Here is a 24,756-nt window from a genome sequence, read left to right on the forward strand (position 1 = left end):
ATATCGGGGCAGCGCTGCCGGGGAAGTTCTGTGGCAGGGGCCGGAATTCGAGCCTGGTGAGATCCGGCGAGAGAAATGAGTCAGGCGGGCCAGTTCTGCTATTGCTATCTCGATAGATGCCAAGATTGACGGCTTCGTCGAGATCGCCTCTTCATTCATCAGGCGAGTCAAGCCGTCGATCAGGTCATCGACGTAGCAGAATGATCGGCCTTGCGACTAGGAGCCGGAGATCGTGATCGGCTCGTTCTCCGGGGCCTGGATGACGAAGTTGGAGACGGCCCAGCCATTCTGCGAATGCATGTTGGGGCCGCAGGCGGTTCGAGATGCTGCGTCGGACCACTATTTCCGGCTCTTCGTTGCGTTCGATCGCCTTTGTCCGGTTTTGCCATCAAAGAGGTTCTCCTTCAGCGCAGCAATCTGCTCATTGGACGAGTTCGCCGGAGGGGGTGTTTATCCGGAAGGAGTGCCTACAAAGGGATAGTTGTGCCGCTGGCGGTGAAGGGTCACGATAAGGCAGAGCCTTCCTCGTCGACCGATGCTCGCCAGTTCGGGACGGGCTGGCCACCATTGAAAGTGAAAGCCACGCGCCATGGCCATGGATGCAAAATACAATTCCGAGCCCGTCACTCCCTCGTCACAGGCGGCTCGCCGCAGGGGAATGAAGGCCGTCCTGCTTGTCTTGGGGGTCTCCGGGGTCGCCGTCCTGGGAGCGGGAGCGGTCAGAAATTGGGAGCCCATCGAGGTTGTTTCCAGAGCCGTGGCGCAGAAGGTCGAGGCTGCCTCCGGAGCCGTGGCGCAGAAGGTCGAGGATGTCTCCGGAACCGTGATGCAGAAGGTCGAGGATGCCTCCGGAACCGTGATACAGAAGGTCGAAGATACCTCCGGAGCCGTAATGGAGAAGGTCGAAGATGCCTCCGCAGCCGTGGGGCAGAAGGTCAAGGACGCCTCCGCAGCCGTGGTGCAGAAGGTCGAGGATGTCTCCGGAACCGTGGTGCAGAAGGTCGAGGATTTCTCCGGAACCATGGCGCACGAGGTCCAGGATGTCTCCGGAGCCGTGGTGCAGAAGGTGTCCGCTGCTATCGATAGCTGGCAAGAACAACCGGTCGACGCCACGGCCGAACCCTCCCGCGCGATCGTGTCGGGTCCGGATACGTCGGCGGTGGCGGCGGTCGAACGGAGCGCAGTTCCTGCGGTCCCCGCTAGTGCCGAGCCCCCAAAAACCCTCAGCACGCGACCGGATGCATCGGTCGCCGCATTGGCCGAGCGGACTGTCGTCCCCGCCGTCCCCACCAGTGCCGGGCGCCCCAAAACCCTCAGCAAGCCGCCAGGCATGGCAGCCGGAGCCCTGTTCGGCGTCGGCGACCGCCTCAAGATCGCGTTCTACGAGCGCGTCGACGTCGAGGAAGACAAGTGGGGGGGAGCGTCCTCCGCCTCGGCCCTGCGCGGCATCCTGCAGCGTCCGGAACTGAGCGGCGAATATATTGTCCAGGAGGACGGCACGATCTCCCTGCCCTTGCTTGGCTCCATTCCGGTCGCCAACCGGTCGACGCAACAGGTCCAGGCCGACCTGGCGGAAATCTTCAATCAACTGCTGGGCCACAAGGGGCTGGTTAACATCCTGCCGCTGGAGCGCCCGCCCATTTACGTGCTGGGGCCGGTCAAGAATCCAGGCTCGTTCAAGTACGCGCCCGGCATGACGATCCTGCACGCGATCGCGCTGGCCGGCGGACTCGACCGAGCCGAGAGCGAGCCGTGGCAGAAGATCGAAGCCGTTCGTGAGACCCAGAAGCGGAGCGGGGCGATCGATGCCTTGTTGAAGTTGCTCGCGCGCGAGGCGGTGCTGAAGGCCGAGCGCGACGGTACAGCACCCACTATCCCGCGCCAGTTGCTGGAACTGGCCGGCGCGAGCGAAGCGGCTAACCTCATCAACGAGCAGAGCGACCGGCGCAAGGCCGTCGCAACGGCCCGCAAGGATCGCGAGCGCGCAAACCTGCGTGCGCTGGAGGCGGCCAGGCATGATGTTGTCGCTTATGGGCGCATGGAGTCGCTCGACAAACTGGTCAAGCTGCGCCAGGAGCGCGTCAACAGCATGCGCACGCTCGTGGACCGCAAAGTTCTCAGCATGACGGTGATGGATCAGATCCAGAGTGAGTTGTCCGACGCGGAACAGCGCCGGCAGGACGCCCTCAACCAATACGCGAGCGCCAACCAGCGCCTCGCTTCGCTGGAGTCTGAGGTGTTGCGGACCCGGGCCGAGCTCAGGACCGATCTGGAGGTCGAGATCGAGACCACGGAGAGCCAGACCGCGGCCAATGTGCGCGAGTTGAACGCCAGCGAAGGCGTCCTGTACACGTTGCCGGTGACCCGCGTCCAGTTTGCTAAGGACGCGAACAGCGCAACTTATCAAATCGTGCGGCAATCGGCAGCCGGGCCGGTTAGCATCGAGTCCGTTGGGATGACCCTGTTGCAGCCAGGCGACCTCGTCAACATCATCGTGGGCGAAAGCGAGCCAAGAGAGCCGACCGGTTCGCCGGTCCCGACCTCGTCGCCGACCGGCGAGAGCTTCCCGGCCGCGCGCAGCCCTAGCGATGTCGAGCCTGCCCGCGTGGTGAGGGAGTAGAGGATCGGTCCGAATTGATGCCCGGCAAGGACATTGGTCTGCGTGGTCTGGGTGGATGGACGAAGTGGGAAGCGCGAAACGACCACTCGCCGACAGCTTGAACCGCTTCAAGAACGAGCATGTCCGCCTCCGCTCAGGAGTTCGGATCATTGGCAAAGGTGAAGTGAGATGAACGGGACACAGGTCCCTATCAAGCGGGATTGGTCAAAGATTTGCCACGACGGCGCGCACGCTCGATCGAATATTTGCGCTAGCGTCTACAGTTCCGTCGCTCGCAAGTCTTCACTTCCAGCGCTCGCGACATGAAGTCTTCGCCGAACAGGAAAAACCCCGAGGGCTCCATGGACGAACAGCAGCTCGCAGCGAGGATACTCCTGGCATTCCCGCCGCAATGCGCAAAGTATCAGGAAGATGGCTGTATGTCAGGACCTCTTGATGTCTTAGCCATCGGCGCGGAACCCTATCGTGTGGCTTCAGTAGAACAAGCCATGCGCCAGGATACCGTCATCGAGGTCACCGTGGAGGCCTTGCCGGACATCGCGAGACTCGAGACCGTTTGGAAGGAGCTCGAAGCGCGAGCAACTCACTCATTCTATCTATCCTGGCTCTGGATCGGAACTTGGCTGCGGCATCTGCCGGGGGGCGCGCAACCACATGTTCTAGTCGCTCGGACGTCAAGCAGGATCGTTGGGTTGGCGATTATTTGCCGGCGGACGGCGTGGAGTTTCGGGCGGCATGCGCGGGCGCGTTGGCTGCTCAATGAAACTGGAGATGTTCGTTTCGATCGATTGTTCATCGAGTACAACGATATTCTTGCGGAGCAATCCCTGGCCGATGCCACTCGAGTGGCATGCGTCGAAGCCTTGGCGCATCACTTGCGCCACTCTGACCAACTGGTGCTCTCCGGAATTGAACCGGACTTCGAGTTGGCCGCTTGTCGCACCGCGGGCCGGGCCGGGCTCCTTACCGAGGTGAAAGCAGAAGATACGGCACGGTGGATCGATTTCGCCAAAGTCCGCCAGAAAGGCGGAGATTACCGCGCCACGTTGGGCCGCAATACTCGGCAGGCGGTAAGCCGTGCTACGCGGTTATATGCAGAACGCGGTCCCATTGCGTTTCGGACTATGGAAATGACATCGGAGGCGCTCGCCGCGTTTGATTTGCTCGCCGGGCTTCATCAGGCGCGGTGGGGACGCAAGGGAGCCTTTGCCAATCCGAGCTTCCGTCGATTTCACGAGGAGCTCATTGCACGCGGAACTCCCACCGGGACCGTCCGCATCTCACGGACGTTGGCTGGGGACCAGACAATTGGGGTCCTGTACAATTTCGTGCATGACGGCCGTGTTTACAACTACCAAAGCGGCTTTCTGTATGAGCGCGACGGCCGGCTCAAGCCCGGGCTTATTAGCCATGTTTTGGCTATTGAGGACAGCATCGGACGCGGCGAGTGCGGCTACGATTTTCTGGCAGGCTTCTCCGGGCACAAGTCCCACCTGGCTAATGCGGAGCATCCCATGAAGTGGATCGCAATAGGCAGAGACAATCCAGAGCGCCGCATCGAGGCCAAGCTGCGCGGCGCCAAGCGGCTGCTAGGGAGCATTGTTGCTCACATGAAACAGGCCGCGGCTTGACGGGGTGCGGCTCTTCGGCAGGCGAGGATCAACGGGAGGTGCGCTTTGTATAGGATGTGCGATGTGACCATTGTCGGTGCTGGCCCCTATGGACTGTCTGTAGCCGCACATTTGCGCGGACTGGGCATTGACTGCCGGATAATCGGCAGCCCGATGGAGAGCTGGAAAAGCAAGATGCCGAAAGGCATGCTGCTCAAGTCAGCTGGCTTCGCATCAAACCTTTCTGATCCCGAGCATGCTTTTACTCTTCGGCAATTCTGCATCGAGCACGGCAGTCCTTATGACCATTTGGATCTTCCAATTCCGCTGGAAACGTTCTCCGCCTACGGTTTGGCGTTCCAAAAACGCTGCGTGCCGGACGTGGAAGACGAGGAACTCGTTTCCTTGGTTCCGGCTCCAGAAGGATTCGATCTTCGCATGAAGAGCGGACTATCCTTCAGGACGCGCAAGGTGGTGATCGCAACAGGCCTGACCTATTTCCGCCATATCCCCGAGTTGCTTTCCGGACTGCCCAGCGACAAGCTTTCGCATGCCGCTGACGTTCACGACCTCCAAAGATTCCGGGCGCAGCGTGTCGCGGTGCTCGGAAGCGGGGCATCCGCAATAGATATAGCGGTGCTCTTAAGCGAAGCGCGGGTAAACGTTCAGCTTATCGCGCGCAAGCCGGCCATCATTTACAGTGGCCGGTGGGGAGGCTCAGGCTCGCACCCGGTGCTACGCCGCCTGGTACGTCCCGTTTCTGGAATCGGCCCGGGTTGGAAACATCGACTGTTCGCGGACTTGCCTTGGCTCTTTCGGTATTTCCCCGAGTACTATCGACTTGAAATGGCAGAAAAGTTTCCCTCTCCGTCGGGAGGGGAACCAATGAAAGATCGGGCAGCAGCTGTTCCTTTACTTGTGGGACGCTTGCCGCAGGAGGTGAGAATATCAGAGCATGGAGTACAATTAAACTTGGTTTCCATGGACGGCAACACTCAAGTCGTCGAGGCAGATCATGTAATCGCGGCTACCGGATATAGGGCCGACGTGCATCGTTTACCTTTTCTAAACCCCTCAATTATCGAGATGCTGCGTCTTATCGGAAAAACTCCGAGGCTGTCCACAAATTTCGAGTCGTCCATCCCAGGGTTGTATTTCGTGGGGCATGTCTCGACTACCACGTTTGGACCCGTCATGCGTTTCGTGTTTGGCACCGACTTCACCTCTCGCACGATATCAAGGCATCTAGCAAGTCGTATGCTGCCTAGGCCTTGGCGAGAATCCCCTCGTACGAGTACGGGGCAGCACCGCCCCTCTGTGTCGACATCTTCAGCCCGGAAATGTTTGTGAACGCTCACCTTAAACCAATCAATTGGAAGTTAGTTTTCTCGCTGGGATTGCGGCTCTCATGCCTAGTCACGTGATAAATCCGCGGCAACACACTCTAGCAACCGATGGCGCACCGACACCCCTCGTCTTAGGAGGAGGAATAAACGGCCTGTCCGCTGTACGGAGCTTGGCTCAAGCGGGACTTCGGCCGATTGTAGTCGTTGAGGCAAAGTATGATGTGGCAGCTGTATCGCGATATGCCGGAAGAGTTTCCGTTTCCACATTTGACAACGAAGAGTTTGTGGAGCAACTAATTGGATTACGAGAAGGAATGCCTCAGGGTAGTGTAATAATATTTGCCGATGATCGTCCACTCTTGACTGTGTCGCGGTTCCGTGACCGTGTAGCTCCCTGGTTCGGCTTCCAACTCCCACTCCACGGACTGCTGGTCAACTTGACTCAGAAGGAGCCATTTTTTCGTCTGGCCCAGCGCGGTGGCTTTCCGGTGCCAAGAACCCTCTTGGCGCAAAACCACGGTGACCTGAACGGCCTGCGTGACCTTCGGCCTCCATTCTGCGTGAAGCCAAACAGCCGTTCCCCGGCGTATGACGGCTCTTTTAAGAAGGCCTATCGCATCGAGACCCAAGCCGATGCTCGGTTGCTCTGCGAGCGAGTGCTGGACACGGTGGGGGAGGTGATTGTTCAGGAGTGGATTGAGGGGTCGAATGACTCCATCTACTTTTGCCTGTGCTACCTGCGCCCGGGTGCCTCGGTCGCCTTTACGGGCCGCAAAGGCCGTTCCTGGCCGCCTCAGATCGGCGTGACCGCTAGTTGCTGGGCGGCACCGGAAGTCGCCGAGGAATTGGAGGATCTGACAATACGCTTCTTCCGATCAATCGGTTTGACGAACGGCTTTGCCAGCATGGAATACAAGCGCGACCAACGTGACGGGGGCTTTCGGTTTGTCGAGCCAACCGTTGGCCGCATCGATGGGCAGGTGGAGATCTCCGCCCTCTGTGGCATCAATCTGTGTCATGTCGGTTATTGCGACGCCGCCGGCCAAACAGACCCACCATTAAAGCTTGATCCGACGCACGTCTGGCGCGATGAATTCAGGGATTTCACCTCGGCCCGGCTGCTCGGCGCCGGCTGTTTCTATCCACCGCGTCATCGAATTCATAACGCCTACTGGCGCTGGGACGATCCAGGCCCGGCGCTGCTGGAGGCAGCAAAAGCCGCGAAAGAAACGCTGCGCCGTGTGATCTGGCGCCCCGTCAAAACTGAACCGATCTCAACTTACCGGAAAGATCAACCAGGGTTGAGGTGCTGATTGTCTCAGCGTCATCTCCGCCAGGGGCGCACTTCATGGGCCTGTCGGCCGCGACTGGTTTTGACCCCTGGTGTGAGAGGCTCCCGCAGCGGCGCAGCCGCCCTAATGCGTGATGATTCCTTGACTGCTCGGCGCATCTTTGTGGTCGAAGACGGTTATTTCAACGCTTATGTTAGCAACTGGAGGCAAGGTGGACTCGACAGCCAAGTTACTCGTCCGTGAGCTTTTGCGCTGTCCGCGCTGCAAATCCGGCATTGCGGCTGTTCAGGCGGGTGCGCCAGCACGCGCTTTCGTTTGCCAGGACCCCGACTGCGAAATGTCGCAAGCTGGATTTCCGGCTCTCGACGGCATTCCCGTACTGGTCGACTTCGACAACTCCGTCCTGTCCCGGGAGGAGGTGCAACTTACCGGGGGAAGCTCTTACACGGAACGCAGCACGGGCCTTCTCCAGAAGGTCCACGGCTTCTTCTGGCAATCCGCCAGCCCGACCGCCGCCAATGCCGACCGCTTCATTGCCGAGGCGAAGGGCTTGGATCCCCATCCCAGCATTCTAGTCATCGGAGGCGGCACAATCGGCAGCGACGCGGAAACGCTTTATCGAGACCCCGACCTCACCTTGATCGGAACGGATATCTACAAATCCGACCGCACCTTGATCATCGCGGATGGGCATCAGCTTCCGTTGGCCTCGGGTGCGATTCACGGCGTCTGGATCCAAGCCGTCCTGGAGCATGTCCTGACGCCCGAGCAGGTCGTGGCCGAGATTCATCGTGTCTTAGTCCCGAACGGGGTGGTCTATGCCGAGACGCCCTTCATGCAGCAGGTCCACGAGGGGCCCTATGATTTCACCCGTTTCACCCCAAGCGGACATCGTTGGCTGTTCCGCCATTTTGACGAGATCGACGGCGGCATCACGCGCGGCCCCGCGATTGTGATGCTCTGGTCCATCCGCTACTTCGTCGGCTCTCTTTTTGGGAGTTATAAGGTCGGCACGATGGCGGCCACGGGGCTGTTCTGGCTTCGTCATTTCGAAAGACTTTCCCGGCCGAGCTATGCAGCCGACGGCGCGAGCGCATGTTATTTTCTTGGCCGGCGTTCGGAGCGTGCAATGAAACCGAAGGACATCATTGCCTACTACAAGGGCGCGCAGCGATAGATACCGCCGACGAGGGCATCGAGTGCCGCTGACAGGCCGTCGATTGGCTTGACGCGCTGAGAGAGCGCAATCGGACAACGAGGTCGAAAGTCATGATGGCATGACGACGTGCGATTGAACTGTCGCTTGGAGAAGAAGATGTGGCGAGGCTGACGTCGATGGCGCGCTCGCGAACGGAAGCTGCGAGCCGGGTGGAGCGGGCGCGCATGCTGCTGGCCTATCGGAAAGATGCGTCGTTCTTAGCGGTGGCCGCCTTTGGGGTGCATCATCAGACCGTGCAACGCTGCGTTGAGCGAACCCTGGCCTTTGGTCAGATGGCGGCGCGATGATCGCCAACGTTTCGTATTCAGCTTCACGCCCAAACACGGATCGTGGCTCAACCTCTTCGAGGGCTTCTTCTCCAAGCTCGCCCGCTCTGTCCTGCGCCACATCCGCGTCGCCTCCAAACACGAGCTCAAGGAGCGCATCATGGCCGCCATGGACGACATCAACCAGCATCCCGTCGTCCACACCTAGTCCTACAAGCTCGAAGGCCGCATCAAATGGTTCGATCTTCGAAAACGATGAACTACTCTTCAGCGCGCAAGCCTGCGATCGATAGCCCTGCGCCATGATCGATGTCTTCTCAAGTCTGGAGCGGCGACGCGGTCGGTCGTTCGTGCGCAGGGCCGGCGGCAGAATCCAGTTTCATCGCGAAGGCCAAAATCAGGGCCGCACATGCACCCTCGATGCTGATGGCGAGCGTCCAGCCTAGGACCAGGCCTTGAAGTCCATCAAGCTTCGCCCCCGCGACCGCGAAGCACAGTTCCAGTAGTCCGCCAAGCGCGAACCAGCGAGATGCCTTGCGCATCCGGTCGCCCAGCCGCGCCAGCGTGCAGGCATGAAATTTGAGCGTTGATCCCAACAGGCTGAAGCCGAGGAAGCGCAGGCTCGAACCGGCGATCTCAGGATAGGCTGGATTGAAGACCGCAAGGATCTGCTGCGAATAGGTGAAGACCAGGACGGCGCAGACCAGCGAGAAGAGCAATGACGCTGTCACCGATACAAGGACATCGTGTCTCGATTGTTTCGGACATGCCCTGATCACGGGGAACAGGACGGTGGCCATGGCTGCGGGAATCAATGACGCCATAGAGACCAGCATCCACAACGACACGAAGGCGGCATTTGTGGTCGGCGACAGGAGAATCAGCACGAGGTAGGGCATGCTGACGCTCGGGGCCTGCAAGGCCACATCGAGCGCGTAGTGGTCGACCACCTTGCGTCGGAGGGTATGGAGCAGCTGGAAATCGGGCGCCCCAACAAGACGACGCGCACCGCCCCGGGTCAAGAGATCGACGCCGACAAAGGACGCTATCAGGCCGGCCACCCAGGTCAGAAGAAGCGCGGCACTGGAGGTGTAGCCGGCGGCCGCAGCGCCGGCGATCAGCATCAGCTTGAATGTGGAGAACAGCACTTGCCGGATCATCTTGCCGGTGCTGCGCAGGTTGCCGACGAACGCCATATCGCCCACAAAGCTGAGAACGGTCAGGCCGCAGCCGAGGACGAACGCAGCGCCCACGAACCAACCGTCGATCAGCCCGGTCGAACTGACGAGATTCGTCTCCACGAAGATGAACAACAAGGCCAAGCCGACCGCCAGCGCTACCCCGGCGGACGCTGCTGCCGCCACGAGGCCGCGCTCCTTGCCGGGATGCCGGACGATTTCGCCCATGAGCAAGGTCCCGAGTCCGGCCTCCCCCAGCAGACCGACGAGGCCCGTCACGGCCAGGAGAGCGGAGACGTTGCCGATCACCTCCGGCGGAAACAGCCGGGCGGCGAGCCACCAATAGACAAACCCAAGACCGGCCGATGCCACCGTTCCGATCGCCAGAGCGCCGGAATTCATGATGAGCGTGGCGCTCTTTCGAAGCGCCCGGCGCAGGCGAATAATGGCCGTCCCGGCGAGGCCTACCGGCATGATGGCTCTCCCGAACCTTGGTGCGCCGGTACCGCGGACCTGCTGGCGGTTGGGCGCAGGACGTCCCGGTAGACCTGCTCGATCCGGGTCACGACCGCTCCGGCCTTGAGGCGCCCAACCCTGGCGAGGCTTGTCGCCTCCAGCCAGGCCAGCAAGGCGCGGTCCTCCAGGAGTGTCTGCATTGCGTGCGCGAGGGCGTGCGCGTCACCGGGCCGCCCGAGAAGCCCTGTTTTGGCATGAACGACGAGATCCGGCATGCCGCCGACGTCGGTTGCGACGACTGCCTTGCCGGACGCCATCGCTTCCATGATGACCGTCGCGCAGGCTTCAGGCCCGACTGACGGCAGCACGCCGAACAGTGAGCGCCGCCATGCATGCATGATGGCGGAATGCGGCCACATACTGAAGAAGCGGATGTTCGGCGGAAACTCGGTTGGTGTATCGGCGACCCGGCGCCCGATCAGGACCAGCTGCGGCGACCGCTCCAGGCTGACATAGGCTGCCAGGAGAAGGTCAATGCCCTTGAGGCGCATCATGTCGCCGACGAACAGGATGAATCCATCCCCGGGTAGCTCCCGCAGGCAGGGATCTTCCGGGCCAAGCACCCCGACATCGTCGGGCGCGAAACTGGGGATGACCTCGTAGGGGGCGCGGCCTTGGGTGAGTCCGGTGTGACGCGCCACCGCGCGGGTCACCGCGATGAAGCGGTCCACCACGCGCCGAGCGGCGAAGCTCGACGCCCAGTTGCCCAAGGTGGTCGCGGCTGCCTTGACGGCCCCGTAATGCCCTGTGGCGCAGGGCAGGCACTTGGCCGGCGCTGGGCCACTGCAGAGATGGGCGCCCAAGTGCATGAAGTTCTTCTTGGCGCAGACAGGACCGTGATCGTGGAGCGTGACCACGAGGCGTGCCCCACTCAGACCTTTGAGCGGCAGGAAGGACGCGTAGATCCAGTTATGGGCGTGGACGATGTCTGGCCTCTCCTGGGCAACCAGCCGCTTCAGGGCTAGCACCGGTTCGGGATCCGGGAAGGACGGTGCATGGCGGCGCTGGGGATCGGTGTGGAGGCCTGACAGACGCTGGAGCTTGCCGTGCAGGCGATGCACCCGGACCGCGCCGTCCAGCTCGGTTTCGGGCGATCCGGGATGAATCAAGCTCCCCACGCTGACATGATGGCCCCACTGCGCCAATGCCGCGCCGAGGTTGCGGACGTGCCGCTCCTCTCCCCCGATGACCGAAGGATAGAACTGCGACAGCAGCAGAATGCGCATAGTCGAGCCTCGTTTCAGATGCGCGGTACCAGCGTCGAAACACTGCGATAGAGACGGCTGTCTGCCGGCCGATAGAGCCGCGCCTCGGCCGTCTGGCGAGTTGCCAAGACGGGCACCGGGATTTCCCGCGCCCAGCTGTCGCCCGGCGCGATGGTGAGCGATCGGAAGATGGCGAACGGTTGCCCGTCGAGGGTGATTTCCAGGTCGAATCGCTGAGCTCGGGTCTCGGCGCTTCTGATGCCAACGGTGAGTAGGCCGGGCTCGCCATTGGGCGATGGCAACATCCAGAACTCGGTGTATTTGAATTCCCGGTAGGTCGCTTCGTCCCCGACGGCCAGCGCATAAGCTCCGGTCGCCACCAGCACCGCTAGCGTCAGTGCAGCCCCCTGCCCTAGCGGGAGCCGCGGCAGAGCCGGCCAGGCCGGCCGATCGGGAGCGTCGCGGCGGACAGCCACCAGCGCCGCGGCGGCCGTCACGGTCCAGAACCACACTGCCCAGCCGAGCGGCGTGAGGAAGCCTGCGGCGTTCAGGGCAAAGCCCCCGGCGATACCGGCGGCGAGGCTTGCTCCGACCGCGTAGACGAGGTGTTCCGACACGGAGGTGGTCCTCACGCCAATGGCCCGCAGCACCGCGTGGCCAGAGACGAGGAACAACATGGGCGCGCCCAAGACGGTACGCAGGACCAAGCTGTCGCTGATCGCAACGGCCGCCACCGTCGCCCCTGCCCACAGGCAGGCGGCCGGAAGGTCCCGGTTGCTAGGAATTGCCATGTAATCCCCTCACGTCGTAGATGACGATCCAGCCGTTGTCGTAGATGCGGGTGACGCCTTTGATGTCATTGAACTTGAGCAGTGCTGCACCCGAGAGCGGCGCTCCCAGCTGCGCTTGCCACGGCTCGAAGTAGAAGCCGAGTACCGGGGGCGCTGTGGTCAGGCGCAGATCCACCAGCAGGAAATCAATATCGCTCCTCGCCAGGGCGTAAAGGTCGTCGGGCCCCAGTTCCTTGCCCTCGAAAATGCGCGCGGCATCGACGCCTTCGACGATGTTGACCCTGGCATCCTGCCGCCCGTAGCCGGCGAGCAGCAGGCGATTGATGCGGTCGGCGGTGAAGCGATTGCCGGCCTTGAGCCATTCCTTGGTCCAGAGTGCGGTTTCGATCCCCATGGATTCGATCGATTGCTGGTCGGCCGCCACCCTGTAGCGTCCACGCAACGGTTCGAGCGTAGCGCTCGTGACGCCGCCTAGGACGATGACCGCCAGCGCAACGGCCGGTGCGGCGCGGCGCCACCCGCGTGGCGTGCGACCCTCCCAGAAGTGGACGACGCTCACCGCGACGACCAGCCCGACGGCGATGAACACGAACGTTCCCATGCGGTTGCCGATTTCCCACCCAGCGATGGTCAGCCGGAAGGCCACCGAGACCGGAAACCCGAAGGCCAACAAGGTGAGGAGCACGAGGCGGCTATCGCGCCAGCGGCGTTTGAAAATGTCGTGGATCGAACGCCAACCAGCCCGCGCATCACTCGGCGCTGCCATGGACAGCGACCGAAAGAAGCCCGTCGCCAGGCCGAGTGCCAACAGCAGGATCGCGAACAAGGTGGTCAGCCGCATGCCTAGGGGCTGGGTCGGCGCTCCGAGGTGCTCCGACCGTGGAGTGGGCGCGCCCAGGATCTTTCCGAGCAATGTGTTGAAGCCGGTTTCGACCACCGGGCCGAGATAATTTGTGAGGGGGTTGCCACGGGCCTGCATCCAAAGGAGCGGCAGGGCTATAGCTAGGAGCGCGGTGAAGCCCGCGGCGGTCCTGGCCCCAATCCGCAAGGGGCCCTGCCGGCGCAAAGCCTCGAGGGCCGCCAGCGCTCCGAAGTAGGTGGCGGTGAAAGCGGCCGAGAGGTGGTGCGTGACCGCGAGGCTCGCCAACAGCAAGGCAATCAGCCCGAGCGCCTTCAGTCTCGGTCGCCCGACGAGATCCTTGGAGGCTGCTTCGACGGCGAAGGTGAGCACGCACAGCACGATGCCGAGGCTCTCGTAGGAGAACATCGAATCGAACAGGAAGAAGGTTGAGGAGCCCATATAGGCCAGACAGGCGATGGCCGAGATGCGCGGCGATCCGGTGATGCTTTCGAAGAACAGAAACAGGGCACCGATGAACGTGCCCCTGAGGACGGCCAACAATAGAGTCCCCGCCACAAACAATGGCAATCCCGTCAGATTGACGATCGCCGTCGTCAGGATTTCCAGGGCGGGATACGTTGGCCCGATCGGGAAAAGCGGGCTGGACAGAAATAGCCGGCGGGCCGTGATGAGATCGTCGGCTGCGATCCAGTGCAAGAACTCGTCGTGAGCGATGAAGCTCGTCGGCGAATAGACCACCTTGCAGTAGAACAGGGCCTCGGCGAGCAGGAACAGGAGGAACAGTCGCTCACCCCGGGCTGTTGTTGGCCAGGCGATGCGAAGGCTGGTCGGGACGACCAGGAGGACGACACCGCACCAGAAGAACAGCGGCGCCAGGTCATAGCCCCGGCGCCCGGCCGCGTGCCCGGCCACGACCAGGAGGAGAGCCGCGGCGATCGTCAGGCATAGAACCGCGATCCATCTAGAGTTGGCCCGTTGCGGCGGGGCATCGGCGCTGCCGCCGTGAAGGTCGGGACCGATAACGGCCGAGACGAATCGTATTCCGGCCTGGAGCGGGTTGATCCTGGTTCGTGCGGTGAAATGAGCCGGCATCATCAGCCTCATGCCCCCGTCGCAGGAGGCCACGCCATCACGCCGGCGGGGAGCAAGCGGACCGTGGGTCGGCTGCTCAGGACATCACAATAAACGTCGCTTAGCGCTCGCGCGCAGGCATCCCAGTCGGGCAGCGCCAAATCCGGGACCTCCCGATGGGCCTCCAGTTCCTCGGCCGTGGCGGCGGCCAGCTCTCCCGGACCGGCGTTGCACGGAATCGCCCGGCACAGGCCATTGGCGGCCAGCTCTCGCAGACCGGACGTGTCGCTGACGAGGACCGGACGGCGCAGCGACAGGGCTTCCATCACGGCGACCGGGTGGGCTTCGTATTCGCTGAGCAGCACGAATAGCGCGCAGCGAGCGGCAACCATCAGGATTCGCATTCGGGCTTATCCACCGGCATCATAGGCTTTCGCATTTCGCCTGTGCTGTTCGTGCAGCCTCTCGCGCAGGATGGTCTTGAGAACGCGCCAGCCGTCCGGGATGGCGCGCAAATGGCTCACACCGCTGATGCGCGAAGCCTCGAAACTCGCCACCTCGACGATGATAAGGTGGTTCTTCAAAGCCCGCACGTTGATGAGGGTCTCGATCTCGAACCCATCGCAGTCACAGTTCAGCGTGGCGACATGTTTGGTCCAGAAGGCTATATATCCGTAGCATAGATCGGAGAACAAACCGCCATAGAGCAGCCGCACCATCAGGGTCAGCCCCCAGTTGCCGAGCATTCGGAACGGCGACATGTCGTTGGTGCCGGCACCCTGGAGGAAGCGTGAACCCTTGACGAGATCCGCACCGGCCATTAGCGCACTGACAAAAACGATCGCCTCCTCCGGGACCATGGAGCCGTCGGCGTCCAGCATGACGATGATGTCGCCTGTGGCGGCCCGGAAACCCGCTTGCAATGCGGCGCCCTTGCCCCGCCGGGGCTCCATAACAACCTTCACGTCCTCACGCAGGCGGCGCGCGACCGCGACCGTGTCGTCGGTCGAACGACCATCCACGATGATGATCTCGTGCGCCCAGCTGGGGATGCGCGGCAGAAGCCAAGGGAGGTTTTCGGCTTCGTTGAGCGTGGGGACGATAAAGCTGACTCGCGGCAGAGTCAGCGACCGCCGCAGCGCGATGCTGATTGGGTCAGGCGCAGACACGGCAGCGCCGTCGGCGAGGATGCTGGAGACAGGGGCATTCATGGCAGCACCGTGCGGTCGAGCCGTCGGACCTGCGGCGAGGGTTGGAAGCGAGCCAGGACTGCCGACAAGTTTCGGGCGAGAGGACGGGTCCCGGACCGGAACCGGCACAGGGGACCGAAGCCGTTCGCGGCGGAGGGACCGATGAAATCCAAAATCCGGTGCTCCACACGGCGCGTACGCAAATGCGCCGCCAGCGACAAGCCGTAGGTGCCAGCTTCAATGGCAGCCACATCCACGGATGTGCTCATGCTAAGCATATGCGGACTCCCCGACATGATTAAACTAAGATGAGATGAAATAAGATTGAGCGATGTAAAAAGATTCGTCCTCTCTTCGTCTGAGCAATGCGAAGATTACTAATGAGGCTCTGCAATGGAAAGCACAATAGATGGTTAGAAAGCGCAATAGGTGATTAGCTCTTTGTGGTTATCCCTTCAGGGTAGTTCCGGCCCAAACCACCAGCGCAGATGGTACGGCAGCGGCACCGATCACCTTCAACAGCTACGTTGGCAGCGCTGCCAAACCCGTAGGTCCGACCTCTGGAGCCGACAACATCGCTATGCCTGTAACGCCAGCGATGACAATCATCGACCCGCGGCCGGATCTCGAGCGACAGTCTCTACCAAGCGAGCGATGCAGAATGCAGCGAACGTCGCCGGCGCGATGAACCTCGCCCGCAACGCCGAAATTGTCACTGGCCAGAAGCTGCGAAGTGGGGCTCTGCAGGTGGGCTCGCTTCTTAATTCGGCCGTGTTTCCCGAGCCACCACCTATTGTGCACGCGAGAAGAGTCGAAAACGCATGGCCCTTCCCAGGCGGCCGCGGGCTCGACCAACTGGCCACGGGTAGCTAACTCGGACGAGGGATCGGCCAGGAGAGGGACCGCCCGTGCGGCCCTAAGACCGGCGCGTCGGGAGCAAGCAGCCCATAGGAGGTCGTGACCTGTCGCAAACCCCGGACGTGACCGAACAGGTCGATCACCTCCAGGCCAAACCGGCGGTTGTAGGTGTGACACTCGAACGCTCCGGACCGAATGCGACCGACCGGGGTCTGGGCAAACTCTGACTCGCCGAGCGCATCGATCCGGCAGAATGTCACCGCGCGGCCATAGCCGCGCGTGCAGTCTTGGACCGGGCGCAACGTGCGCCCGCCGTGTCGTATGACGGCGCCTGCGGGGCGGCTGAGCGTGGCATCGAGCAGGACGGGGTTTGCGGCATGGGGCGTCCAAGACCCGGTCAGGCTCTCGGCACGGAACAGACTGAGGACATCCCAAGACGTGGACCTCCACAGCCTTGGGCTGACGAAAAACCAGAAGCCGCCCTCATGGCAGAGCGGCGTGGTATCGTAGCCCTCGATCCCCTCGATGAGGCAGGCCTCCCGCGTCCACCGGTAAGGGAATTCCACGGCCCTGTAGAGGCTGATATTCTTGGCCGCCCCGGATTCGGGGATCATCCAGATCTGCCCATCCTGCTCGAATACGAACGGGTACGAGAGGTGATGCGGTTCCTCCAGGACGATCTGGGGTGCGCCGGCGGTCCCGTTCCGGTTCGCTGTCACGACTGCAATGCACCCCCGTTTCTTCGAGTACAGGTACTGTTCGACAAAGATGAAATCCTGCCCCTGGTGCCGGAACGGGAACGGGTCGGCAAGGTAGCTGTCCGTATTTCCGGTGAACACCCAGAAGGCTGCGGCGCCCTTGTCGAGCAGACTCGCCGATTCGTCGAAGCGCCAGCCAATCCCCCACATCCTGCCGCCTCTCGCCAGGATGTCCAAACACCTGATTGCCTTCGATGTCACTGTGCCGGTCGCCCTTGCAAGGGCCGAAAGTGCACCAAGCGAAGGCACGGCCGTCCGTGGACGGGGGACACCGGACGCAGCTGAACCGGTTTCTTCGCGCAACGCTTTGAGGATCAGCTGCACAGCGCAGGAGAGAACGCTGTCGAGACTCGCTGCAAACACTACACGGTCTACACTGGCCGGACGGGCCATCCACGGCCGCAACGGGCGCGCCGTGTCATACAGGTCGACGAGAAAGTCCTGGTCGTTCGCCACGGCCGCCATGACGCCAATCTCGCCGGGTACGCCGTTGAAGAGCGGGGTCAGCACGCGCCGCCCCGCCGGGAGTGTCTCTTCTCCGCTCAGATCGATCACCACGTCCACTTGGTCGGACGGAGGCGGCGGCAGGGACCGCAGCGCCGCCTCGACGTGGTCGGTGGCGCCGTTCCCGCGAAAGCCATAGACCAGTCGTTCGAGTTCGAGCAGCAGATGGCAGATCAACGGCAGCGGGCGACGAGCGCCCGCGAAAGCGCAGGAGACCTCGTTGCCGGGCACCTCAGCAAGCGCTATTGCCAGCCAGAGATGCCACCGCAGTAGCCGCGACGGATCGAGATTGAGGCAAATGCGCATTGTTGTTCTGACCGCGGGATTTCAAGAGGACGCCGGCTCACAGCGGAACCGCCTCAGGCGATCCGCCTTACCAAGACTCCGCCGCGGGCCCGCGAGCCAGGGAGGCAGATAGAAAGCGATAGCGGGTGCCACAGCGTGAGAATACTTCCCACCTATTACCACCGCGGGGACTCGCCAATACGACGAGCCGAACTCTTGGTTGGGAGCGATGTCTGACAGCAAGGGTCCACACTCGAGCGACCGGAATTGGCTAGGCACCACTATGCCCTAACGACGACGGGCCGTGCGAGGTCAGAGGAGGTAATCCTTCGGGACTGTTGCACTCGGCGTCCGGCGAGAGCCACATGCCCGGATGATTGTCGACTGGCAACGAGTGAAAAATGAGCTGCGCAATGCCGGGCTGCGCGTGTTTGTGTTCGCATTGCTATCTGTTCCGGCAGCCGTGAGCGCCGCGGACAGCTTGTCGGCAACGTCCTTCATCAAGACCTCCGGCACGGGGTTTGCCGTCGACAGCAGGCCGTTCTTCGTGACCGGCGTGAACAACCACTATCTGACCTACGGGTCACAGGACGAGGTCATCCGCGTTCTCGATGACGTGGTGGCCATGGGGGCCAATGTGGTTCGCATCTTCCTCCAGCCAGTGATCGGGTCGCTCGACGGAAGCACTGCTACGATCTGGAACTGGCGGCTTGAGGCCGATGCCAGCGATCTCGCTGTCAAAGGAATGTACCTGCTCTCCTGGGACCCTCGTGAGAACAGGATGGCGATCAATGACGGCGCGAACGGCATGCAGAAGATTGATTTCCTCATCGCCGAAGCCGGCAAGCGACGCCTCAGGCTCATCATCGCCTTCCTGGATTTCTGGGCCTACACGGGGGGCGCCCAACAGATGCGGGCTTGGTATGGGAGCCGGGACGAATCCACGTTCTTCTTCGATGACCCGCGCACGAAGCGGGACTACAGGACCTGGGTCCGCCACGTCGTGCAGCGCGTCAACCTGCTCACCGGGCTTGCCTACCGGGACGACCCGACCATCATGGCCTGGGAGCTGATGAACGAAGGCAATGCGCGCCCTGAGGCCTTGCGGTTGGCCTGGACTGCCGAAATGTCGGCCTACGTGAAGTCCCTCGATTCCAATCACCTTGTCAGCTCAGGGAATGCCAACATTCTCGTGAAGCTATCCGATTTGACGATCCCGACTCTCGATTTCGGGACCTGGCACGGCTACCCGCTCTACTACAACCTCACGGTCCAGGAATTTAACGACCTGATCACCGAGTTCTGCCAATTGGCGGCCCGCGCCAATAAGCCGGTCCTTCTGGAGGAATTCGGTTATGCCCGCTCCAATCGGGACTCCGCCGATGCTTACGCTACATGGCTCGATACGCTTACCCGCGATCCCAAGTGCGCTGGCTGGATCGTGTGGCAGTTGGCCTCACGGCAGGACAGCGGACGCTATCCCGTCGATGAACACGACCAGTTCGATATCCGCAACGACGGAAGCGCGATTTGGAACATCCTCAAAGCCGCCACGACCGCGCAGACCCGCCAAACCAGCTCGACCTCAAAAGCCATCCAGGCGATCCAACAGACCCGCGAAGGTAACCAGCAGCCATGATCGATGCGTCGGTTGTCATCTGCGCCTACACATTCGATCGCTGGGACGAGTTGAAGCTGAAGCGTGCGGTGGGGTCCGACCACACCCAAACGCGCGCGCCGCGCGAAATCATCGTGGTCGTAGACAACAACTAAGACCTGCGGAAATCGTTCTGCGCCCGCTGGTTTCAGCTCGACGACTTGGTATTCAACGACAACTTCTCCGGCACAAGCCTGGACAACAGCTGGAATCGCTACGTCAATAGCAACGCAGCCGGAGGATCGCCACGGAACAGCAATGGCTCAGCGAGGGAGCGGCAACGGGGGCGTGCGACGCCCGTATTTCATGCCCAGCCAGATCTCTGTGAACGGACGCCTGAACCTTAAGGCGGTTCAACAGAGCGTCAACGGCATGAACCAAGAACCAAGGCGCTTCCAAACGTTTCCAATCGCCGTCTCCAGCTACGGCAAGTTCGAGTTTGATGGCGGCTCTCTCCAGGCCGCGCCAATGGAGACTCGCCGGCGCTGTGGCTGCTGCCCGGAGATGGCGCCGGCAACAGCGGGGATATTACGAAATCGACATGCAAGAGGATGGATTCACGTCGGGCTCGTCGAACGTGAACGACAATTTTGGCGGCGTCGCCAACACCGGCACCGACCTCATGTCCGGCTTCAACACCACCAGGGCGCAGGCTCCCAGGAAATCGAGTTCCGGGACATCAAAATCGGTGTTCGATGGGCGAGAGTTGGCTCGCCCCGAAGTTTCGAGATGGCTAGATTAATCGATTTTCACGAAACCGGTCATGTCCGCGATCCAGCTCCGCATGAGGCTGGGGGGTTCGATGCCCCACGATGTCCGAATAGATCTGCTCGATGCGGGGTACGACCGTGCTGGCCTTAAAAGATTGCACTTTCTTGTGAGCGGCGGCCGACATTCGCCTGCGCAGCTCTGGGTTGCCAATCAAGTGGCCGATCGCCTTGGCCAGCGCTGCTGCGTCGCCCGGCGGCACTAGGAGTCCCGTCACTTCATCATCGATGAGTTCCGGCATTCCTCCAACCTTCGTAGCGATCATGGGCTTTCCGACCACCATCGCCTCAAGCACAACTGAGGCACAGGCATCTGGAAGGATTGAAGGGGCAAGCCCGAAGAGAGAATTGCGCCATGCCTGCATGACGGCGTCATGAGGCCAGCTTTCAAAGAGAATTACGTTTGGCGGCAGCTCTCGCGGAGTATCGGGGCACCGACGTCCGATGAGGACCAACGGCGGGGCATTATCGAGCATCGCGTAAGCTTCGAGGAGCACATGTACGCCTTTAAACCGACGTAAATCGCCCACGAACAAGAGGTATCCATCGCCCGGGAGCTGAGAAAGCCGTGGATCGTCGCACGGACGCGCTAATCCGAAATCGTCAGGAACGAAATTCGGCACAACTTCGAATGGCAGCCCCGCCTCCGAAAGGCTGTTCCCAATCGCTATGGCTTCGCTGACCGCCAAGAACTTGTCGACAACACGCCTCTCTAGGGCCCCGAATAGGTAGTTGCCAAGGAGCGTAGCTCCACCCTTAACCGGCCCGTAAAAGCGACTGGCGCAGCGCAAACACTTTCCGGGCGCAGGGCCCTCGCACGGCGCGCCTTGGCGCATCGCGTTCTTCTGCACGCACACAAGGCTCAGGTCGTGCAGCGTTACCACGAGCCCAGGTCCACTTTCGCGCTTGAGAGGCAAATAGGAATGAAGAAGCCAGTTATGGGCATGTACGATGTCTGGACTCTGCTCCAGAACGAGTTCACGGATACCGTACATCAGTTCAGGATCTGGGAACGGCGGTGCGTACCGTCGGCTCGCATCGCTAAATAAAAGTCCGACACGCTGCATGCTTCCGCGTAAGCGGCGTATGCAGACGCCGTCGTCGATATCGCCCTCCTCAAGGCCGCACTGCCACGTCGTCGCTACCGTTACGCTGTGCCCTCGTCTGGCGAGGGCGATGCTCAAGTTCCGTACGTGCCGCTCTTCTCCACCTATTACGGGCGGATAGAACTGCGCGAGCATAAGAATTCGCATCGTGGTCATCCTGTCGAGGCACCGCTGCCCGCTGCATTTTCATCCTGCTATATTGTTGGCTTGTGCGAACTATGCGTGGTGGACCACCGATACGCATTACGAATTCGCTCTTACAGCGATTGTTGTCGATATGGACCCAGGTCAGCGGCGGCCATGATCCAGGCGTCCGGGATCGACGCGATTGAGAGGGCTTCGATGGTTCGGCGCGAACTCAGGTAGCTTGGGAGGTTCTTGGTGGCGACGCCGTGGAAGCGCCGCATCCACTCCTTGAGATGGCCGTAGAGCGGGGGCGCGACTGCGGCCTTGCCAGCTGGCACGGCGGCATGGTCTGGATCAGCCGAAGAGTCGATCGGATCATTCGCTTCGGCCAACGCCAACTCCCGCAACGCCGAGTCCCGCAACGCCTGGCCGCGTTGCCTGTCCAAAAGCCTGATCCCGGCAAGCCACTTCGCAAACGCCGCCGTGTCCATTTTCCAGCATCCCTCGAAGCCCGATCAGAGTCTCCCATCGTTCAGCAGAATTTACAACAACATCGGACGAATTACTCCATTTGGCTAATGTCGGTCCCTCTTAAGAGAAATAGACAATCTGTCTCGTAATTGAGAACCTTTCGCGTGAGTTGATTTGGGCCTTCGAACGGCAACCATAGGCGTCCCCGCTAATGACATTCTCGTCTTCTCCTGCGCAATCAGACCCATCTCACTCAGTGGCTTTCTCGTGATGGCCGCGCCGTCAATGTGCTCAGTCAAACCCGTCAGCGTAGTGATAGCCACCTTTACAGAGAAGCGGTGGTCCGATCTTGTCGACGCCGTGGCGTCGGTGAAGAAACAGAGCCTTCCGGCGAAGGAGATTATCATTGCTGTCGACCACAATCCTTCTCTCTTAAGGCGCATCACAACTGAGATAAACGATGTAATCGGCATTCCCAATAAATTCGCACGAGGCGCTCCCGGCGCGAGAAACAGCGGAGTCGCCGCTTCAACCGGCGTCATCCTTGCTTTCCTTGACGATGACGCCGTCGCAGATCCCGACTGGCTCCTACGGCTGAGCGATGGGTACGCCGACGAATGCGTCTGCGCCGTCGGCGGCCGCACCGCTCCCCTCTGGCTTGACGGACGGCCGAGATGGTTCCCCGAGGAGTTCAACTGGGTCGTTGGCGCGTCCTACAAAGGGGGGCCAGTTCGGATGGAAGCCGTCCGCAATCTTTGGACAGTCAATATGTCTGTCTTGCGATCTGTTTTTGACGGCGTCGGTGGCTTTCGACCGTATTTTGGAAAGGTTGGCGCGCGGTCGCGCCCGGAGGATACCGAGTTGTGCATCCGCATAGGCCAGGCTTGGCCGAGCAAGGCGATTGTGTACAACCCAGACGCCAAGGTCCTTCACAAAGTCCATGCAGGCAGAGCTCGCTTTAGCTATTTCGCGTCACGCTGCTATCATGAAGGGTTCGGGAAGGCTGAACTGGCTAGATATTTTCGTCAGTCCCCCGTACTTGCGCTTGAACACCGATATCTTCGTCGCGTCCTCTCCGAGAGCGTGATGGCCGGCTGTCACGAAGCGTTTTTCCGAGGTCACTTCGACGGCTTGGCGAGAGTTGGAGCTATCATTTCGGGCATCAGTTGCGCGTTTGCTGGCTTCTCCTTAGGCGCGCTTACGGGGGCGCTGTCGTCTTCCGCAAATCGATACTCCCCACCGTCAGTAGAGCGGCAATAGGCATGAGGTAATTACTTTGCGCGTCTTGATGGCGACGCCTCGGTTTCATCCGGACATAGGCGGGGTTGAGAACCATGTGCAGGAGGTTTCAAAACGTCTCGTCAAGAACGGCGCTAACGTCACGGTCGTGACGACCGATGTTTCGCAGCGCTATCCTGCACGGGAATTCGTCGGCGGCGTCGAAGTTTTGCGCACTCCAGCTCGGCCGCAGAGCAAAGATTGGCTCTTCTCGCCGGAGCTATATCACATCGTCCGAGATGGACGTTGGGATCTTGTCCATGTCCAAAGTTATCACACCTGCGTCGCCCCGCTTGCGATGCTCGGCGCTCTGAGATCCAGGCGACCCTATGTTCTCACATTCCACGGCGGGGGGCACTCTTCGGTCCTGCGAAATCGCGTGCGATCCTTCCAGTGGCGTGCGTTACGTCCGCTCGTTAGGAGAGCCGGGCGACTGGTGGCCCTCGCAAAATTTGAGGTCGAGCTCTATGGGCGGGCTTTCGGTTTGGGCCCGGAGGCTTTCGCGGTCATACCGAACGGTTCGGACTTTCCAGAAGGCCCTGAGGCCAACCCCGTTGAAACGGACCACGATCTTGTCGTCTCGATAGGTCGGCTTGAGAAATACAAGGGCCACCATCGAGTTATCGGCGCTCTCCCTGCTCTCCTCTCGGTGCGGCCGCACGCTCGAGTGCTGATTCTGGGTTCTGGCCCATATGAAAGCAAGTTGCGAGATGTATCCGAGAGACTGGGTGTCGCCGACCGTGTCGAGATTCGAGCCATTCCTCCCGCTGATCGCAAGGCCATGGCCCACGCGATTGCACGCGCAGCCATTGTTGTTTTGATGAGCCAATACGAAACGCATCCTCTGGCGGCGCTCGAGGCGTTGGCCCTCGGGCGGTCACTGCTTGTCGCCGCCACCTCAGGTCTCGCGGAGGTTGCGAAGGCCGGAAACGGCCGCATGATCGCGCTTGAGTGCACCGACAGAGAACTTGCCGCTGCAATAGCCGATCAACTGGATCATCCCGCTATCCCCCGTGAAGTGACTCTACCGACTTGGGACGATTGTGCCGACAGGATCCAGACGTTGTATCTCGATATCTTGGAAGCACGCCAAGGCGGTGTGACCAACGTGAATTGGTGATGCGGTGGCTACTCGGTATTGGAAGTCGTGGCGACGGCTAAGCGCGCGGTTGCACGTCTTGGCGCTGTTCAGATCTTGAAAAATATGATCCCGATGCAGGCACGTTGGCGTTGCGATTGAACGGCCTGTCCGGTGCTGTAGGGCTACGCTCGATAACGGTGCCAGCCTTCCACCTTCGATGATTAAAATGACGCGGCCATCGCCGCCGTGCCGCCGGCGACGTCGCTCAGCAACACGTGTCGAGACTGGAGCATAATCAACGCCGCAACGGCGGACCTCGGCCAAGCGAATCGGCCGCGCAAACGGCACGGTCGACCATCCGGGCCGGCAGCTCCAGCCATAGGCTCGACAGCTCGTCCGCTACGCAGCATCGGAAGACATCCCGGCCGCCTTCTCGACGACCTCATACGCGAACGACCCGCTCGAACCACGGGCCCCCAAACCGCGCAACATTTTAGTCGACGGACACCGTTTTCGTAGGAGTCCGGAGGGCTGTTTCGGAGTGGTTGTCCGACGCACTATATGAGAGTGTTGATAAGTTTTCACACTATATGAGAGTGTTGATAAGTTTTCGCCTAGCCTCATTCTCGCCGCAAATGGCAGTAAGGTCTCCTGGCTTGCGTACATCGTCCACGAATAATCCATTCACGTAGGTACAAG

At 61.2% G+C, this 24,756-nt stretch carries 19 protein-coding genes and 1 pseudogene; 11 read left to right on the top strand and 9 right to left on the bottom strand.

From position 1 onward, the window contains the following. The first annotated feature begins 589 nt into the window (after nt 1-589). From NKG95_RS21305 to NKG95_RS21335, 7 genes and pseudogenes are all read left to right on the top strand, one after another. Nucleotides 590-2,620, top strand: a complete 2,031-nt coding sequence (locus tag NKG95_RS21305) for a polysaccharide biosynthesis/export family protein (protein WP_353042366.1) — start codon at nt 590-592, stop codon at nt 2,618-2,620. Between the two features lie 341 nt (nt 2,621-2,961). Continuing rightward, nucleotides 2,962-4,251, top strand: a complete 1,290-nt coding sequence (locus NKG95_RS21310) for a GNAT family N-acetyltransferase (protein ID WP_353042368.1) — start codon at nt 2,962-2,964, stop codon at nt 4,249-4,251. A 54-nt stretch (nt 4,252-4,305) separates the two neighbouring features. After that, complete coding sequence (locus tag NKG95_RS21315) at nt 4,306-5,580, top strand: NAD(P)-binding domain-containing protein (protein WP_353042370.1); 1,275 nt, start codon at nt 4,306-4,308, stop codon at nt 5,578-5,580. A 433-nt stretch (nt 5,581-6,013) separates the two neighbouring features. Further along, entirely contained in the window at nt 6,014-6,889 is an 876-nt protein-coding gene (locus tag NKG95_RS21320; protein ID WP_353042371.1) for a hypothetical protein, read from the top strand. A gap of 190 nt (nt 6,890-7,079) precedes the next feature. Next, the gene (locus NKG95_RS21325) at nt 7,080-8,045 is read left to right on the top strand and encodes a methyltransferase domain-containing protein (RefSeq protein WP_353042373.1); all 966 of its coding nucleotides are present in this window, start codon (nt 7,080-7,082) and stop codon (nt 8,043-8,045) included. 206 nt (nt 8,046-8,251) lie between these two features. Further along, a complete protein-coding gene (locus tag NKG95_RS21330; protein WP_353042375.1) occupies nt 8,252-8,374 on the top strand; it encodes a hypothetical protein in 123 nt (40 codons plus the stop codon). Nucleotides 8,375-8,381: 7 nt separating this feature from the next. Further along, nucleotides 8,382-8,561 (top strand): annotated as a pseudogene (locus NKG95_RS21335) (IS630 family transposase); the annotation flags it as partial. A gap of 109 nt (nt 8,562-8,670) precedes the next feature. Here the strand turns inward: NKG95_RS21335 and NKG95_RS21340 are convergent. The 7 genes from NKG95_RS21340 to NKG95_RS21370 all read right to left on the bottom strand — a co-directional run bounded on the left by NKG95_RS21340 (nt 8,671) and on the right by NKG95_RS21370 (nt 17,592). Then, nucleotides 8,671-10,005 (bottom strand): lipopolysaccharide biosynthesis protein, encoded by a 1,335-nt coding sequence (locus NKG95_RS21340; RefSeq protein WP_353042377.1) that lies wholly within the window; start codon nt 10,003-10,005, stop codon nt 8,671-8,673. Continuing rightward, nucleotides 9,996-11,273 (bottom strand): glycosyltransferase family 4 protein, encoded by a 1,278-nt coding sequence (locus NKG95_RS21345; protein WP_353042379.1) that lies wholly within the window; start codon nt 11,271-11,273, stop codon nt 9,996-9,998. Before NKG95_RS21345 ends, NKG95_RS21340 begins: the two co-directional genes overlap by 10 nt. Before the next feature lie 14 nt (nt 11,274-11,287). Beyond that, nucleotides 11,288-11,986, bottom strand: coding sequence for a hypothetical protein (locus NKG95_RS21350; protein WP_353042381.1), 699 nt, complete (start codon nt 11,984-11,986; stop codon nt 11,288-11,290). Between the two features lie 43 nt (nt 11,987-12,029). Further along, entirely contained in the window at nt 12,030-14,009 is a 1,980-nt protein-coding gene (locus NKG95_RS21355) for a putative glycosyltransferase family protein (protein WP_353042383.1), read from the bottom strand. Continuing rightward, on the bottom strand, nt 14,006-14,380 hold the full coding sequence (locus tag NKG95_RS21360; RefSeq protein ID WP_353042385.1) for a glycosyltransferase: 375 nt from the start codon (nt 14,378-14,380) through the stop codon (nt 14,006-14,008). The genes NKG95_RS21355 and NKG95_RS21360 overlap by 4 nt, the downstream gene beginning before the upstream one ends. Before the next feature lie 6 nt (nt 14,381-14,386). Beyond that, entirely contained in the window at nt 14,387-15,295 is a 909-nt protein-coding gene (locus tag NKG95_RS21365) for a glycosyltransferase family 2 protein (RefSeq protein ID WP_353042387.1), read from the bottom strand. A 740-nt stretch (nt 15,296-16,035) separates the two neighbouring features. Continuing rightward, nucleotides 16,036-17,592, bottom strand: a complete 1,557-nt coding sequence (locus NKG95_RS21370; protein WP_353042389.1) for a glucosamine inositolphosphorylceramide transferase family protein — start codon at nt 17,590-17,592, stop codon at nt 16,036-16,038. Nucleotides 17,593-17,944: 352 nt separating this feature from the next. Here NKG95_RS21370 and NKG95_RS21375 point away from each other — a divergent pair, with 352 nt between their 5' ends. Further along, nucleotides 17,945-19,210, top strand: a complete 1,266-nt coding sequence (locus NKG95_RS21375; protein WP_353042391.1) for a glycoside hydrolase 5 family protein — start codon at nt 17,945-17,947, stop codon at nt 19,208-19,210. Then, nucleotides 19,207-19,344, top strand: coding sequence for a hypothetical protein (locus NKG95_RS21380; protein ID WP_353042393.1), 138 nt, complete (start codon nt 19,207-19,209; stop codon nt 19,342-19,344). Before NKG95_RS21375 ends, NKG95_RS21380 begins: the two co-directional genes overlap by 4 nt. A 617-nt stretch (nt 19,345-19,961) precedes the next feature. Here NKG95_RS21380 and NKG95_RS21385 read toward each other — a convergent pair. Then, nucleotides 19,962-21,248, bottom strand: coding sequence for a glycosyltransferase family 4 protein (locus tag NKG95_RS21385; RefSeq protein WP_353042395.1), 1,287 nt, complete (start codon nt 21,246-21,248; stop codon nt 19,962-19,964). Nucleotides 21,249-21,358: 110 nt separating this feature from the next. Beyond that, entirely contained in the window at nt 21,359-21,718 is a 360-nt protein-coding gene (locus tag NKG95_RS21390; RefSeq protein WP_353042425.1) for a hypothetical protein, read from the bottom strand. A gap of 250 nt (nt 21,719-21,968) precedes the next feature. On the opposite strand from NKG95_RS21390, the gene NKG95_RS21395 reads away from it, so the two are divergent. Continuing rightward, nucleotides 21,969-22,958, top strand: a complete 990-nt coding sequence (locus NKG95_RS21395) for a glycosyltransferase family 2 protein (protein ID WP_353042397.1) — start codon at nt 21,969-21,971, stop codon at nt 22,956-22,958. Between the two features lie 16 nt (nt 22,959-22,974). Continuing rightward, nucleotides 22,975-24,096: a glycosyltransferase family 4 protein gene (locus NKG95_RS21400; RefSeq protein WP_353042399.1), complete on the top strand. Its 1,122-nt coding sequence runs from the start codon at nt 22,975-22,977 to the stop codon at nt 24,094-24,096. The last annotated feature ends 660 nt before the right edge of the window (nt 24,097-24,756 follow it).

This window comes from Mesorhizobium sp. M1423, assembly GCF_040317575.1.
GTDB lineage: Bacteria > Pseudomonadota > Alphaproteobacteria > Rhizobiales > Rhizobiaceae > Mesorhizobium.